14 protein-coding genes are annotated in these 14,983 nt (G+C 42.3%); 11 read left to right on the top strand and 3 right to left on the bottom strand.

What is annotated here, in order from left to right; translation table 11 throughout:
* Positions 1–33: 33 nt before the first annotated feature.
* From O3642_RS07390 to O3642_RS07360, 7 genes are all read left to right on the top strand, one after another.
* On the top strand, positions 34–1,263 hold the full coding sequence (locus O3642_RS07390; protein ID WP_371605701.1) for an FtsW/RodA/SpoVE family cell cycle protein: 1,230 nt from the start codon (positions 34–36) through the stop codon (positions 1,261–1,263).
* Positions 1,264–1,282: 19 nt separating this feature from the next.
* On the top strand, positions 1,283–1,867 hold the full coding sequence (locus tag O3642_RS07385; RefSeq protein WP_371605717.1) for a DJ-1 family glyoxalase III: 585 nt from the start codon (positions 1,283–1,285) through the stop codon (positions 1,865–1,867).
* Positions 1,868–1,999: 132 nt separating this feature from the next.
* Positions 2,000–2,563: an HAD-IA family hydrolase gene (locus tag O3642_RS07380; protein ID WP_003007999.1), complete on the top strand. Its 564-nt coding sequence runs from the start codon at positions 2,000–2,002 to the stop codon at positions 2,561–2,563.
* Positions 2,564–2,575: 12 nt separating this feature from the next.
* Positions 2,576–4,525: a DNA topoisomerase (ATP-hydrolyzing) subunit B gene (gyrB, locus tag O3642_RS07375; RefSeq protein WP_371605700.1), complete on the top strand. Its 1,950-nt coding sequence runs from the start codon at positions 2,576–2,578 to the stop codon at positions 4,523–4,525.
* A gap of 86 nt (positions 4,526–4,611) precedes the next feature.
* Entirely contained in the window at positions 4,612–6,336 is a 1,725-nt protein-coding gene (ezrA, locus tag O3642_RS07370; RefSeq protein ID WP_371605699.1) for a septation ring formation regulator EzrA, read from the top strand.
* A 113-nt stretch (positions 6,337–6,449) separates the two neighbouring features.
* Positions 6,450–7,118 (top strand): phosphoserine phosphatase SerB, encoded by a 669-nt coding sequence (gene serB / locus O3642_RS07365; protein WP_272157555.1) that lies wholly within the window; start codon positions 6,450–6,452, stop codon positions 7,116–7,118.
* Positions 7,103–8,218 carry a glycerate kinase gene (locus O3642_RS07360; RefSeq protein WP_371605698.1) on the top strand — a complete coding sequence of 372 codons (1,116 nt, stop codon included), beginning with the start codon at positions 7,103–7,105 and terminating at the stop codon, positions 8,216–8,218. Before serB ends, O3642_RS07360 begins: the two co-directional genes overlap by 16 nt.
* 42 nt (positions 8,219–8,260) lie before the next feature.
* Here the strand turns inward: O3642_RS07360 and O3642_RS07355 are convergent, their stop codons facing one another.
* Positions 8,261–8,713, bottom strand: a complete 453-nt coding sequence (locus O3642_RS07355; protein WP_049523497.1) for a DUF1694 domain-containing protein — start codon at positions 8,711–8,713, stop codon at positions 8,261–8,263.
* Positions 8,714–8,924: 211 nt separating this feature from the next.
* Between O3642_RS07355 and eno the strand changes: the two genes are divergently transcribed.
* Positions 8,925–10,229 (top strand): surface-displayed alpha-enolase, encoded by a 1,305-nt coding sequence (gene eno, locus O3642_RS07350; protein WP_371605697.1) that lies wholly within the window; start codon positions 8,925–8,927, stop codon positions 10,227–10,229.
* 103 nt (positions 10,230–10,332) lie between these two features.
* On the opposite strand, the gene O3642_RS07345 is transcribed toward eno, so the two are convergent.
* Positions 10,333–10,518 (bottom strand): hypothetical protein, encoded by a 186-nt coding sequence (locus tag O3642_RS07345; RefSeq protein ID WP_049497454.1) that lies wholly within the window; start codon positions 10,516–10,518, stop codon positions 10,333–10,335.
* A 95-nt stretch (positions 10,519–10,613) separates the two neighbouring features.
* Positions 10,614–11,624 carry a lactonase family protein gene (locus tag O3642_RS07340; protein ID WP_371605696.1) on the bottom strand — a complete coding sequence of 337 codons (1,011 nt, stop codon included), beginning with the start codon at positions 11,622–11,624 and terminating at the stop codon, positions 10,614–10,616.
* A gap of 168 nt (positions 11,625–11,792) precedes the next feature.
* On the opposite strand from O3642_RS07340, the gene O3642_RS07335 reads away from it, so the two are divergent.
* The 3 genes from O3642_RS07335 to budA all read left to right on the top strand — a co-directional run bounded on the left by O3642_RS07335 (position 11,793) and on the right by budA (position 14,975).
* Positions 11,793–12,968, top strand: a complete 1,176-nt coding sequence (locus O3642_RS07335; RefSeq protein WP_049523501.1) for an AI-2E family transporter — start codon at positions 11,793–11,795, stop codon at positions 12,966–12,968.
* Positions 12,958–14,187: a tetratricopeptide repeat protein gene (locus O3642_RS07330; protein ID WP_371605695.1), complete on the top strand. Its 1,230-nt coding sequence runs from the start codon at positions 12,958–12,960 to the stop codon at positions 14,185–14,187. Before O3642_RS07335 ends, O3642_RS07330 begins: the two co-directional genes overlap by 11 nt.
* A gap of 71 nt (positions 14,188–14,258) precedes the next feature.
* Positions 14,259–14,975 carry an acetolactate decarboxylase gene (gene budA / locus O3642_RS07325; RefSeq protein WP_227037995.1) on the top strand — a complete coding sequence of 239 codons (717 nt, stop codon included), beginning with the start codon at positions 14,259–14,261 and terminating at the stop codon, positions 14,973–14,975.
* Positions 14,976–14,983 lie beyond the last annotated feature (8 nt).

Here is a 14,983-nt window from a genome sequence, read left to right as displayed (position 1 = left end):
TTAATTTGATGATTCTCACAGAAAGGAACGTGAATGAAGAAAAATCATTTTTGGACGATCCACCTGGATTATTCGATCATTGGAATTGTCTTCACCCTACTTATAATAGGGATCTTATCCGTTTATGTGGCAGTTTCTCATGATTATCCCCAAATGGTGTGGCCTTTTTTAGGGCAGCAATTGGCCTGGATTGGTGTGGGATGTGTCATTTGCCTGATTGTGACGATTTTTAGCACGAAATTTCTTTGGAAAATCACTCCCTTTCTTTACCTGCTTGGCCTAGCCTTGATGGTTCTTCCTCTTGTGTTTTATAATCCCAACTTGGTAGCTTCAACAGGAGCTAAAAACTGGGTGGCTTATGGGAACATCACCTTGTTTCAGCCCTCAGAATTTATGAAGATCCCCTTCATCCTGATGCTGTCACGCTCTATTGTCCGATTTTTGCAAAGAAATAAGGGGCGTGAGAGATTATTACGACAAGATTGGTTTTTGATTCTAGAGTTGACCATCTATACGATTCCGGTATTTGCCTTATTGGCTCTCCAGCAGGACTTGGGAACGGCCTTAGTATTCTTGGCAATCTTTGCGGGCTTAGTGCTCGTTTCAGGAGTTTCCTGGAAAATTATCTTGCCGATCATCTTGCTTCTAGCAGGTGGGCTAGCAGGCTTTCTCTTCCTCTTTCTTTCAGAAGGGGGACGGGCTTTTCTGCACCAACAATTAGGGATGCCAACCTACCAGATGAACCGTATTTTAGCCTGGTTAAATCCTTTTGACTATGCACAAACCACCACCTACCAGCAGGCGCAAGGACAGCTAGCCATTGCAAGTGGTGGCCTCTTTGGGCAAGGTTTTAATGTCTCCAATTTATTGGTTCCCGTACGGGAAAGTGATATGATTTTTACAGTAGTAGCAGAAGACTTTGGCTTTGTTGGAGCTCTGGTGCTGTTGATTTTATATGTGACCCTGATTTACCGCATTTTAAAAATTACCCTCCAGTCCAATAACCAATTTTATACCTATATTTCCATTGGATTTATTATGATGCTGGTCTTTCATATTTTTGAAAATGTCGGAGCGGTAACGGGTCTTCTTCCCTTGACGGGAATTCCCCTCCCCTTTATCTCACAAGGTGGGTCCTCTATTATTAGTAATCTGATTGGGATTGGTCTGGTCCTCTCAATATATAATCATAGTAGCAAAAAGAAAGAGCCAGAAGTAGGGCCTCCAATCCGTAAAAAAGTAGTCCTTAAAAAGGCGCAATAGATAGAAAGAAGGAATGAAAATGAAAAAAGTAGCAACGGTTTTAGCAAACGGTTTTGAAGAAATTGAAGCCTTGACCATTGTCGATGTTTTGAGACGGGCTGGGATCGACTGTGACCTCGTTGGGATGGAAGAAACGGTCACAGGTTCTCACCAGATCACAGTGGAAGTCGATCGCCTCTGGAATGGGGACCTGTCAGATTATGATGGAATCTTCTTACCAGGTGGGATGCCAGGAGCTGCGAATTTGCGGGATAATCCGGAATTGATTGCAGCCCTTCAAGAAGAAAGTAGGAAGGGAAAAATCATCTCTGCGATTTGTGCAGCACCAATTGTCTTGGCGCGTGCCGGTCTCTTAAAAGATAAACACTATACGTGTTACGATGGTTTTGAAGAGGAGATTCAAGATGGGCACTATCAGAAAGAAACAGTGGTGAAAGACGGGAATCTCTTGACCAGTCGTGGACCTTCAACTGCGCTTGCCTTAGCCTATGCCTTGGTAGAACAGTTTGGAGGAGATGCCCAAAGCCTTCGTCAAGGAATGCTCTATCAAGATGTCTTTGGAGATGCTTTAAATTGCTCTTTTGGACACCATATTTTCTGGTGAAAGTTTACATTCTATGACGGAAAATGACTTCTCTATGATTTAAAATGAAATGACCGTAAAAAATGGCTAAAATCCCCCCTAAATGAGGGTTTTAGCTTATTTTTTTTGTCCATTTGTGGTATAATATTGACTATGAATTATCATGATTTTATATGGGATCTTGGTGGGACGCTATTGGATAATTACGAAACGTCCACAAATGCCTTTGTAGCGACATTGAAGGACTTTCACATTCAAGCCGATCATGATTCTGTTTATGCAGCATTAAAAATCTCAACACAGGATGCAATTCAAACCTTTGCACCTCATATTTCCAATTTTCGTACGGAATACAAGAAAAAAGAAGCCTTGGGCTTGCAAGAGCCGGTCTTATTTGAGGGAGCAAAAGAGTTATTAGAAGAGATCCAAGCACATGGAGGACGCCATTTTTTGGTATCTCATCGGGATCGCCAAGTTTTGACCCTTATTGAACAGACAGGCATTGCACCCTACTTTACGGAGATTGTAACGGCAGACGAGGGCTTTCCTCGAAAACCAGACCCAGCCTCTATGCTTTATTTGAAGGAAAAATATGGTATTCAAGACGGTCTGGTCATCGGAGATCGTCCGATCGATATAGAAGCTGGAAAGGCTGCAGGGCTTTCGACCTATTTATTTGATTCCATGCCACACTTACACCAGTTTATATTTGAATAGAAAAGGGAAATTATGACAGAGGATAAACAGCAAGAAAATCAAGCACAAGAATATGATGCCAGTCAGATTCAGGTCTTGGAAGGACTAGAAGCCGTTCGGATGCGTCCGGGAATGTATATTGGTTCTACCTCAAAAGAAGGTCTTCATCACCTGGTCTGGGAAATCGTAGATAACTCGATTGACGAAGCCTTAGCTGGTTTTGCTAGCCATATTGAAGTTTTCATTGAAGCAGATAATTCGATCACGGTTGTCGATGATGGTCGTGGGATCCCAGTGGATATCCAAGAAAAGACAGGTCGACCTGCCGTCGAAACTGTCTTTACCGTACTTCACGCAGGAGGAAAATTCGGCGGAGGCGGCTACAAGGTATCTGGTGGTCTTCACGGGGTAGGGTCATCCGTCGTGAATGCCCTCTCCACATCCCTCGATGTTCGCGTCTATAAAAATGGCAGTATCCATTACCAAGAGTATCGACGTGGACACGTTGTGGATGATTTGAAAGTCATCGGGGAGACAGATCGGACAGGGACAACCGTCCACTTTATTCCAGACCCAGAAATCTTCACGGAAACCACCGAGTATGATTTTGAAAAATTAAATAAACGGATTCAAGAATTAGCCTTTTTGAATCGTGGCTTGCGTATTTCTTTGACGGATAAGCGAGAAGGCCTGGAGCAAGAAAAGCATTACCACTACGAAGGTGGGATCTCTAGTTACGTCGAATACATCAATGAAAACAAAGATGTCATCTTTGAAAAACCAATCTACACAGATGGTGAAATGGATGATATTACCGTTGAAGTGGCTATGCAATATACCACAGGCTACCATGAGACGGTCATGAGTTTTGCCAATAACATTCATACCCATGAAGGTGGGACTCATGAACAGGGCTTCCGTACAGCTCTCACTCGTGTGATCAATGATTACGCTAAGAAAAATAAACTCTTAAAAGAAAACGAAGACAATCTAACTGGGGAAGATGTTCGAGAAGGCTTAACAGCAGTGATCTCGGTTAAACATCCAAATCCACAGTTTGAAGGACAAACCAAGACCAAACTTGGAAATTCAGAAGTTGTTAAGATTACCAATCGACTCTTTAGTGATGCCTTTTCTGATTTCCTTTTGGAAAATCCGCAAATTGCTAAGAAAATCGTCGAAAAAGGGATTTTAGCGGCGAAAGCTCGCGTAGCTGCTAAGCGAGCGCGTGAGGTGACCCGTAAGAAATCAGGGCTTGAGATTTCCAACCTACCTGGTAAATTGGCAGATTGCTCTTCAAATAATCCACAAGAAACAGAACTCTTTATCGTCGAAGGGGATTCAGCCGGAGGATCTGCAAAATCTGGTCGAAATCGGGAATTCCAAGCGATTCTCCCAATCCGTGGTAAGATCTTGAACGTTGAAAAAGCCAGTATGGATAAAATTCTAGCCAATGAAGAGATCCGTAGTTTATTTACTGCTATGGGAACTGGATTTGGTGCCGAATTTGATGTTACAAAAGCGCGTTATCAAAAATTAGTCATCATGACCGATGCCGATGTCGATGGTGCTCATATCCGAACCCTTCTATTGACCTTGATCTATCGCTATATGAAACCAGTCTTGGAAGCGGGATATGTTTATATTGCGCAACCACCAATCTATGGGGTCAAAGTCGGTAGTGAAATCAAAGAATATATCCAACCTGGTGCCAACCAAGAAGCTGAATTAGCTGCAGCTATGGAACGTTATTCAGAAGGTCGCTCAAAACCAACCATCCAACGCTATAAAGGTCTTGGAGAAATGGATGATCACCAATTATGGGAAACAACCATGAATCCAGAACACCGCTTGATGGCACGAGTATCAGTAGACGATGCTGCGGAAGCAGATAAGATCTTTGATATGTTGATGGGGGACCGCGTGGAACCACGTCGTGAATTTATCGAAGAAAACGCTGAATATAGTACACTCGATGTATAAAATTCACCGAACGCTTCCCATTAATGGATATTTTATGGTATAATTACTAGGATTACGTTCAAGTAATACGATGAAGGAGTTTTTATATGTCTAGTGGACTAATTGTTCTCATCTTTATTGTCGTCCTTATCTTGATTGTAGGATATGTGGTTGCAGTCATTTTGAGAAAACGAAATGAAGCCTTACTGGCAGCACTGGAAGAACGAAAAGAAAAGTTATACAACCTTCCGGTCAACGATGAAGTAGAGGCCGTAAAAAACATGCATTTGATTGGTCAAAGTCAAATTGCATTTCGTGAATGGAATCAAAAATGGGTAGATTTATCCTTAAATTCATTTGCTGATATTGAAAACAATCTGTTTGAAGCGGAAGGCTATAACAATTCTTTCCGTTTCATGAAGGCTAAACAAGCCATTGACAATATCGAAAGTCAGATCCAATTGATCGACGAAGATATCAAGGCGATTCGCAAAGCCCTTTCTGATCTGGAAGAGCAGGAACAAAAGAATAGCGGTCGTGTGGTTCATGCCTTGGATATGTTTGAAGAACTTCAAAAAGAAGTCACTTCAGACCCAGATCGTTATGGCAGTGCGCTTCCTGAAATTGAAAAACAAATTGGAAATATTCAATCTGAGTTTTCACAATTTGTAACCTTGAATTCTTCAGGTGACCCTGTTGAAGCGGCTGAAATCCTTGATACAGCTGAAAATCATATTGTAGCCTTAAAACAAATTGTTGAGCGTGTGCCAGAAATTGTCACTGCTCTTCAAGCAAAACTTCCTGATCAATTAGAGGATTTGGAAAGTGGCTACCGCAAGCTTTTGGAATCTGGATACCACTTCACTGAAACAGATATTGAATCTCGTTTCCAACAGTTGCATGCTTCCTTGAAGAACAATATGGCAAATGTATCTGCCCTTGAATTGGACAATGCCATTTACGAAAATGAACAAATTCAAGAAGAAATCGATGCATTGTATCACATCTTTACTCGTGAAATCGAATCACAAAAAGTCGTGAAGAAGTTAGTGAAACAACTGCCTGGCTATTTGAAACACGCAAAAGATAACAATAGCAACCTTGCAGCAGAAGTGGAACGCCTTGGTAAAACATTCGTCTTGAATGAAAGCTTCAGCCAACAGTTAAAAGAGTTGGAAGCTGAGCTATCTTCACAAGAAAATGTGGTAGAAGATGCCTTGAAAGATTCATCTGAAACACAAAAAGCTTATTCTATCGTAGAAGAAGAGTTAGAAGCTATTGAGGCTCGCTTGAAAGAAATCGAAGATGAGCAAATCGGCTTGAGTGATTCCCTTTCAAAAGTTGAAAAAGACGATGCCAATGCTCGCCAAAAAGTTAACATCTATGCCAACCGTTTGCATGCCGTTAAACGCTATATGGACAAGCGAAACTTGCCAGGAATCCCTCAAGAATTCTTGGAATTATTCTTCACAGCAAGCAACAATACAGAGGCTTTGATGGATGAGTTGGAAGGGGATAAAATCAACATCGAGTCAACCAATCGTTTGTTAGATATTTTGACAAATGATATGAATGAATTGGAAGAAGCGACTTATCGAATTGTACAAAATGCTACTTTAACCGAGCAGTTATTGCAATACTCGAACCGTTACCGTTCATTTGATGATCATGTGCAAGCTGCCTTTGATGAATCCCTTTATATTTTCGAAAGAGAATATGACTATGCAGCTTCCTTTAAGGTGATCTCAGATGCTTTGGAAATGGTAGAAGCTGGCGTGACAGATCGCTTTGTTACTTCGTATGAAAAAACTCGGGAGCAAATTCGCTTCTAATAACAAAAAAACGACTTTTTAGGAGGTCGTTTTTTTTATCTTCAATTGATCATTGAAACTTGAAATTTAAACCCTATTTTTGTATAGTAAGGGAGAAATAAGAAAGGAAAGCGATGAAAGAAGTAACAGGTCTCCTCGTTATGGATGTAGATGGAACTTTGATCCAACAAGAAGGAATTGATTTACTAGCTCAAGAAGCTGGCGTGGGACAAAAAGTAGCAGAGATTACGGCACAAGCAATGAATGGAGAGTTGGATTTTAAAGCATCTTTACAGGCGCGTGTCGCTTTATTGAAGGGATTAGAGGCCTCTATCTTTCCGAAAATTGTAGAGCAGATGGACGTCACACCGGGAGCTAAGGTCTTAATCACGGAACTTCATCAAAGAGGTTACAAGGTTGGCCTTGTTTCAGGGGGATTTCATGAAGTCATCGATCCTATCGCGAAGTCTTTAGGAATTGATCTAGTTCGTGCTAATCGTTTGCAGACTTTTGATGGCCGTCTGACAGGGAAAGTGCTCGGAGAGATTGTGACCCCTGAAAGAAAAAAAGACTTCCTCCTGACATGGGCGAGAGAAAATCATATTCCACGAAGTCAGACGATTGCTATGGGAGATGGTGCCAATGATCTTCCCATGATTGAAACAGCCGGAATCGGGATTGCCTTTATGGCAAAGCCGATCGTTGCCGAACGAGCTCCATACCGTATTAAGACGAGGGATCTAAGCCTTGTTCTTGAAATTCTAGACCAGCATAGAAAGGAAACAGCATGCATATCCTACTAGCACCGGATTCATTTAAAGAATCCTTATCCGCCAAACAAGTAGCAGAAGCCTTAAAAAAAGGATTTCAAGAGGCTCTACCAGATGCAACTTTTGACCTCCTTCCCATAGGGGATGGTGGCGAAGGAACCATGGATACACTCGCTGGCGTTCTGAATTTAACCAAGAAGCATACTCAGGTAACAGGACCATTTGGGAAGCCTGTTTCAATGGCTTATTACCGAAAAGATGAGATGGCATTTTTTGAGATGGCCTCTCTTGTTGGCTTAGGCTCTATCCCAGCTGAAAAACGCAATCCACTAGAACTAGAGACACGAGGAATTGGTGAACTGATTTTGCAATTGGTTGACCAAGGGGTTAAAACGATCTGTGTAGGAATTGGTGGTTCTGCAACGAATGATGGTGGGATTGGGATGGCTGCTGGACTTGGGGTAGCCTTCTATGATGATCAAGGCCATCTGCTTCGTCCTGTCGGGGCTTCGATCGGTCGTGTGGCTAGAATAGATACCAGTGCGGTTCCAAAAGCTTTACAAGACATCGAGCTCCAAGTCTTAACGGATGTAACCAATCCTCTCTGTGGCAGTCAAGGAGCGACCTATATCTTTGGTGGGCAAAAGGGATTAAATCCCCTTCTGTTTCCAGCTGTTGATCAGGCTATGCAAGGTTTTTACCAATTAGTAGATGCACAAATATTGTCCATGCCTGGTGCCGGAGCTGGAGGTGGCATGGCTGCTGGCTTGGTCGCTTTTGCCGGTGGTCAGATCTCCTCAGGAATTGAAAAAAGTCTCGATTTGATTGACTTTGATCACAAAGTACAAAAAGCTGATCTAGTCGTTGTTGGGGAAGGTAGGATGGATCTCCAATCTCTTTCTGGGAAGGCACCTGTCGGGGTGGCCAAACGAACACCAGAGAAGATCCCAGTGCTTGCTATTTGTGGTAGCTTAGCGGAGGATTTGCCTGCTTTTCCTAGTCATCACATTGAAGCTGCCTTCTCTATCGTACCTGGTCCTTGTGAGGTAGCAGATGCACTCGCTCACGCTGAAAGGAATCTGATTTCCTGTGCTCGAAATATTGGGAACCTTTTAAAAATAAAAGCAAACTAAAAAACCAATGGAAAGGAGATGTTCCCTTCCATTGGTTTTTCTTTAGCTAAAGAGACGTTTCCAAAATGATTTCTTTTCTGGACTGGCAGTCTCTTCTTTCTTTTCAAACAAATTTGGATACTGGAGACTCATATCTGTTGGAGAAATTCCAGATGGGTGGTCAGTATGGATGATGAGACCAAAGGGGGAATGGCGACAGTCATCTGAAACAATGCTTGCCACAAGACCAAGATCCTTTGTTTTTTTCAAATATTGAAGTTGGCTGGTTTCATCCAAGGCAGGCGAAATCTTGACTAATACAGGCTCAAAGCGTTCTGAAATGTTCGTGAGAATTGAAGAATAGTGCTCTAAATAGAGATTGTCCCTTGCCTCCTCCAAGGTACATGAAGCAATCACACGCTCCTCATATGTCTCCAAAAATCGACGCTGCTCATCCGGATTGAATCGAGTAGGACCAGCAGCTTTTTCTAAAATCGTTTTATTAATATCTGTCATAAGTTTAGTATAGCATAAAGCGTAGCAGAAGAGTAGAAGAATGCGAAAAAATTAAATAAGGAGGGGAAATGGCAGAAAATAAGATAGTGGAACCGTTTTCTTGTTAAAAACTTCTCAATTTTCGTAGATTTCCTTGTTTTTTCTTGAAAAAATAGCCTAATTACGATATAATAGAGGAGTAAAAAATATAACTCAATAAGGAGAATAAGAAATGTCAATTATTACTGATGTTTACGCTCGCGAAGTCCTAGACTCACGCGGTAACCCAACACTTGAAGTAGAAGTATATACTGAATCAGGTGCTCATGGACGTGGTATGGTTCCATCAGGAGCTTCTACTGGTGAACACGAAGCAGTTGAACTTCGTGACGGTGACAAATCTCGTTACGGTGGTCTTGGTACTCAAAAAGCTGTTGACAACGTAAACAACATCATTGCTGAAGCAATCATCGGCTATGATGTACGTGATCAACAAGCTATCGACCGTGCTATGATCGCTCTTGACGGTACTCCTAACAAAGGTAAATTGGGAGCAAACGCAATCCTTGGTGTGTCTATCGCTGTAGCTCGTGCTGCTGCTGACTACCTTGAAATCCCACTTTACAGCTACCTTGGTGGATTCAACACTAAAGTTCTTCCAACTCCAATGATGAACATCATCAATGGTGGATCTCACTCAGATGCTCCAATCGCTTTCCAAGAATTCATGATCGTACCTGCTGGTGCACCTACATTCAAAGAAGCTCTTCGTTGGGGTGCTGAAATCTTCCACGCTCTTAAGAAAATCCTTAAAGGTCGTGGTCTTGAAACAGCCGTTGGTGACGAAGGTGGATTTGCTCCTCGTTTCGACGGAACTGAAGATGGTGTAGAAACTATCATCGCTGCTATCGAAGCTGCTGGTTATGTTCCAGGTAAAGACGTATTTATCGGATTTGACTGTGCATCATCAGAATTCTACGATAAAGAACGCAAAGTTTACGATTACACTAAATTTGAAGGTGAAGGCGCTGCTGTTCGTACTGCTGAAGAACAAATCGCTTACCTTGAAGGATTGGTTGACAAATACCCTATCATACTTATCGAAGATGGTATGGATGAAAACGACTGGGACGGTTGGAAAGCTCTTACTGAACGTCTTGGTGGTAAAGTTCAATTGATTGGTGACGACCTCTTCGTAACAAACACTGATTACCTTTCACGTGGTATCGAAGAAGGTGCTGCTAACTCAATCCTTATCAAAGTTAACCAAATCGGTACTCTTACTGAAACATTCGACGCTATCGAAATGGCGAAAGAAGCTGGTTACACTGCCGTTGTATCACACCGTTCAGGTGAAACTGAAGATTCAACAATCGCTGATATCGCAGTTGCAACAAACGCAGGACAAATCAAGACTGGTTCACTTTCACGTACAGACCGTATCGCTAAATACAACCAATTGCTTCGCATCGAAGATCAACTTGGTGAAGTAGCTGAATACCGTGGATTGAAATCATTCTACAACCTTAAGAAATAATCTAGTTTACTAGACTAAAAAGATCCTTGAGTTTTCTCAAGGATTTTTTTTGCGATCAGCTCAAACAAAAACTCCTCAACTACAGCGTTGAGGAGTAGTGTTATTAGAACAAGCCTTTGATTTTGTCCAAGGCACCGCTGACCATTTCATTTCCAGAAACAAGCCCTTTTGCTTGTTCAAGGTAGTCACCGAGGTTGTCTTTGTTGTCTTCAACAAATTTCTTTGCAGCGTCAAAATCTTTCTTTTCGATCATTTCTTTTACTTGGTTAAATAAGTCCATTGGATTCATGCTTGGATCTCCTAAAATATAAGTTATGAAATCAGGCTCGCGCCTTTTTCTCATTTATTTAATCATTTTTTTAGAGGTTTGACAACTAAAACGACTTAATGAAAAACAGTACAAACAGCTTCTGGGACATAGAAGTCGTGGGATAGGAGGGTCAATTTTCCACTAGCTAGATCCCGCTTGAAGACGCTTGCGTTAGGTGAATCTTGATGGGCTGCGATGAGGTAGTTTTGATCGGGACTAATAGTGAAATCACGTGGATTGAGCCCTTGGCTTGGAACAATTTCAATGAGTTCTAAGCTGCCATCTGCTACAACTTTAAATACAGCGATAGAATTGTGAGCACGGTTAGATGCATAAAGGAATTTTCCATCGGCTGAGAGCTTGATAGCAGAAGCCCATTTTTGACCATCGTAGTCTGATGGAAGTGTGGAAACGGTTTGGAAGTGTTCGAATTCACCCACACCGTCATAAAATAGGACGTCGATTGTGGCATTTAATTCATTGATGAGATAAGCAGTCTTGTAGTGGGGATGAAAGACAAGGTGACGAGGTCCTGCACCTGGAGCTGTTTGGTACTGATTGATCAGGGTAAGTTTTCCTTCCTCACTGACATCATAGACATGCAAACTGTCTGTTCCTAGGTCACACGTGATCAGGTATTGATCTGGCGTAAGGTCTGCATAGTGGGCATGCGGACTTGCTTGATTGGCGTGGGGACCACTTCCTTGATGAGTGTCCTCATCGACAAAGGACAAACGCCCATCTGCCTCTATCTTGTATACGAGAACTTGCCCTTTGTGATAGTTGGCTCCATAGACTAGTTGACGGTTATCATCGACAGAGACATAGCAGAGTGGAGCCCCTTCTTCGACAACGTGATTGAGCGGCTGAAAATCGGCTGTAAAACTAGCGATTCCCCCTTTTCCCTCTTCAGCTCCGACACTATAAAGATTGCCTTTTTTAGAAAAAGCGAGATAGGTTGGATTGGGCTCAGCAGCCACTAGTGCAAGATGGCTCAATGTGCCTGTTTCAGGGTCGAATTGTGCCTTGTAAATTCCTTTGGATTCTTTTTTGGTATAGGTACCGAAATAAATGGTTTGAGACATAGGTCACCTCGTATGATTTGTTAGGTTTATTATATCAAAGGTCCTATTGGAAGGCAATTGCTAGTTGAAAAGGAGAGAGCCTTTCTTTCTTATTTTGCTAGTTTTTTCGTAACTTCACGCTTAAAAAATGCTAAAATAGATACATGTTGAAATGAAAAGGAGTTTCCCGTGGATAATAAAGAAAAACAGTTTAGTATGTCTTGGTTTTTTAGATGGTTTTTAGACAACAAGGCTATTACCGTATTTTTAGTTACCTTGCTCTTGGGTCTGAACCTCTTGGTCTTGAGTAAGATCACCTTTATTTTTATTCCGATTTTTGAGTTTGCAGGAGCGGTCATGCTGCCTGTTATTATCTCTGGTTTGCTCTATTACTTGCTCAATCCTATTGTCGACTTTCTTGAAAGAAAAGGTCTTAAGCGGATTTTTGCGATTTCCTTCGTCTTTTTCTTGATTGCAGTGCTCTTAATCTGGGGTCTAGCTGTCGTGATTCCAGCTGTCCAACGACAAGTGGTGAGTTTCTTTCATAACCTGCCAACTTATTTGGAGAAGGCCAATGCAACCATTGACGATTTTCTAGACAATCGCGTCTCTTCTGATATCAAACCTCAGTTGGATGAGATCACCAAGGAATTGTCTGCAAATATTACTACTTGGGCCAGTTCGATCTCTGGGCGGGCTGTCAATTGGGTCAGCAACTTGATTGGAGTTGCTTCGCAAGTCATCGTTGCCTTGATCATCATGCCTTTTATTGTTTTCTATCTTCTTCGAGATGGAAAAAATTTAAAAGGCCACATTGTTCGCTTCTTACCGACAAAGATTCGTAAATCGGCTGAACAAGTTCTCTCAGATGTCAATACCCAGCTCTCCAATTATGTTCGAGGGCAAATTACGGTAGCCATTGTCGTCGCCATTATGTTTATCCTCTTCTTTAAGATCATTGGCTTACGTTATGCGGTGACACTTGGGATCTCTGCGGGGATCTTGAATTTAATCCCTTACTTGGGTAGTTTCTTAGCCATGTTACCTGCTTTAGTCTTAGGCTTGGTAGCAGGACCAGAGATGTTTATCAAGGTCTTAATCGTATTTGCAGTGGAGCAAACCATTGAAGGACGTTTCGTATCTCCTTTGGTTTTGGGAAGCCAGTTAAATATCCATCCGATTACCATTTTATTTGTGCTTTTGACGTCAGGATCTATGTTTGGAATCTGGGGAGTTTTCCTTGGTATTCCGGTCTATGCGTCTGCTAAGGTCGTTATTGGAGCTATCTTTGAATGGTATAAGGTCGTCAGTGGCTTGTATGAAGAACACAATGAAGTAGAAGAGGAAACACAGAGTGAGTCATAGTCAACAAATGGTAGAGGCTCTTGATCAGCAAGAGCTAGAAGAAGCAGAAGTTCAATTTCAAAAGGCCTTGTTAGAAGATAGTGAAGCGCAACTATTGGATTTGGGTCAATATCTTGAAAGTATTGGTTTTTACCCTCAGGCAAAAGAGGTTTATGAACAGATTGCAGAAACCTATCCAGAAGTATACCTGAGTTTGGCAACCATCCTTGCAGAGGAAGGGCAAACGGAAGAGGCCTTTGCATATTTAGAAGAAATTGGCCCTGAGTCTAACTGGTATGTAGCAAGTCTCTTGGTCAAGGCAGATCTCTATCAGCTGGAAGGTCTCGCAGATGTGGCGCGTGAAAAATTAGTTGAAGCAGCCAGTCTGTCTGATGATCCGATCATTCAATTAGGGTTAGCTGAAATCGATCTGGAATTGGAACGCTACCAAGAGGCTATCCAAGAGTATGCCCAGTTGGACAATCGGGAGATTTTGGAAGCGACAGGGATTTCTACCTATCAACGGATTGGTTTTGCCTATGCCAATCTTGGTAAGTTTGAAGCAGCTGTGCCCTTCTTAGAGAAAGCTCTGGAGATTGAGTTTGATGACCAGATTGCCTACGAATTGGCGACCTTATTGTCTGATCAAGAAGAATACCAAAAAGCCCTGATCTACTACAAACAAATTGACACCTTGTCGCATGATTTTGAAGGGTATGAGTACGGGTATGCCTTGGCCTTACAGGCAGAAAATGACCGTGAAAAAGCGCTTGAAATCGCCAAACAAGGGATTGAGAAGAATCCATTTGACGCACAGTTGAAGCTCCTTGCCTCTCAGCTTTCTTATGAACTCCACCAGCCTGAACAGGCAGAAACTTATCTGTTGGAAGCTAAAGAAGTGGCAGATGATCTCGAAGAGATTGCTCTTCGCCTCACTACCCTTTATTTAGAACAGGAGCGTTTTGACCAAGTCTTAGATTGGCAAAATGAAGATGTCGAAACAGTTGTCACCCGTTGGAACATTGCTCGTGCTTTGGCTGCCTTAGAGAAAACAGAAGAAGCCGTATCAGCCTACCAAGAGCTCTATGAGGACTTGAAGGAAAATCCAGAATTCCTCGAAGCCTATGTTTATCTGTTGCGTGAAGCTGGCGATGTGACAAGGGCGCGTGAAGTGGCCAACCAGTATTTGGCGATCGTACCAGACGATGTGCAGATGCAAACCATCTATGATAGCCTCTAATAAAACCATATCGTGAAGTTTCGGAACAGTTTGTGGTATACTGGTAGAAGATAGAATGAGGAGAGAAAAACATGGAACCAGTGAAACTTTTTCAATACAATACCTTGGGTGCCCTAATGGCGGGTCTGTACGGGGGTTCCTTTACGATTGGAGAACTCTTGGAACATGGGGATCTAGGAGTTGGAACGCTTGATTCTATTGATGGAGAGTTGATCGTATTAGATGGAAAGGCTTATCAGGCTAAGGGATCAGGCGACCATCCTGAAATTGTCGAAGTTTCTCCTGATGCCAAGGTTCCTTATGCAGCAGTTGTTCCTCACCAAGCAGAAGTGATTTTCCGTCAACGCTTTGAAATGACGGACGAGGAATTGGAAGCTCGTATTGAGTCTTATTACGATGGCGAAAATCTTTTTCGCTCCATTAAGATTCGTGGTGACTTTGTCAAGATGCATGTCCGTATGATTCCAAAATCAACACCGGAGATGAAGTTTGCAGAGGTTGCAACCCATCAGCCAGAGTATACACGGGAAAATGTCACTGGAACCATTGTCGGTTTTTGGACACCCGAAATTTTCCATGGTGTGAGTGTGGCTGGTTATCATTTGCACTTTATTTCAGATGACCACACCTTTGGTGGCCATGTCATGGATTTTGTCATCACAGAAGGGATTGTAGAGGTGGGAGCCATCGATCAGCTGGATCAACGTTTCCCAGTTCAAGACCGTCAGTACCTCTTTGCCAAATTCAATGTTGATGAGGTCAAAGAAGACATCAATAAAGCAGAATAAAAGGTTGA

The organism is Streptococcus sp. 27098_8_66, from assembly GCF_041431945.1.
Lineage (GTDB): Bacteria > Bacillota > Bacilli > Lactobacillales > Streptococcaceae > Streptococcus > Streptococcus dentalis.
This window is presented reverse-complemented; position numbering and strand designations above follow the sequence as displayed.

Bases quoted from the DNA above. Each gene is read 5' to 3' on its own strand.
- O3642_RS07390 (WP_371605701.1), top strand. From the start codon at position 34: ATGAAGAAAAATCATTTTTGGACGATCCACCTGGATTATTCGATCATT.
- O3642_RS07385 (WP_371605717.1), top strand. From the start codon at position 1,283: ATGAAAAAAGTAGCAACGGTTTTAGCAAACGGTTTTGAAGAAATTGAA.
- O3642_RS07380 (WP_003007999.1), top strand. From the start codon at position 2,000: ATGAATTATCATGATTTTATATGGGATCTTGGTGGGACGCTATTGGAT.
- gyrB (WP_371605700.1), top strand. From the start codon at position 2,576: ATGACAGAGGATAAACAGCAAGAAAATCAAGCACAAGAATATGATGCC.
- ezrA (WP_371605699.1), top strand. From the start codon at position 4,612: ATGTCTAGTGGACTAATTGTTCTCATCTTTATTGTCGTCCTTATCTTG.
- serB (WP_272157555.1), top strand. From the start codon at position 6,450: ATGAAAGAAGTAACAGGTCTCCTCGTTATGGATGTAGATGGAACTTTG.
- O3642_RS07360 (WP_371605698.1), top strand. From the start codon at position 7,103: ATGCATATCCTACTAGCACCGGATTCATTTAAAGAATCCTTATCCGCC.
- O3642_RS07355 (WP_049523497.1), bottom strand. From the start codon at position 8,713: ATGACAGATATTAATAAAACGATTTTAGAAAAAGCTGCTGGTCCTACT.
- eno (WP_371605697.1), top strand. From the start codon at position 8,925: ATGTCAATTATTACTGATGTTTACGCTCGCGAAGTCCTAGACTCACGC.
- O3642_RS07345 (WP_049497454.1), bottom strand. From the start codon at position 10,518: ATGAATCCAATGGACTTATTTAACCAAGTAAAAGAAATGATCGAAAAG.
- O3642_RS07340 (WP_371605696.1), bottom strand. From the start codon at position 11,624: ATGTCTCAAACCATTTATTTCGGTACCTATACCAAAAAAGAATCCAAA.
- budA (WP_227037995.1), top strand. From the start codon at position 14,259: ATGGAACCAGTGAAACTTTTTCAATACAATACCTTGGGTGCCCTAATG.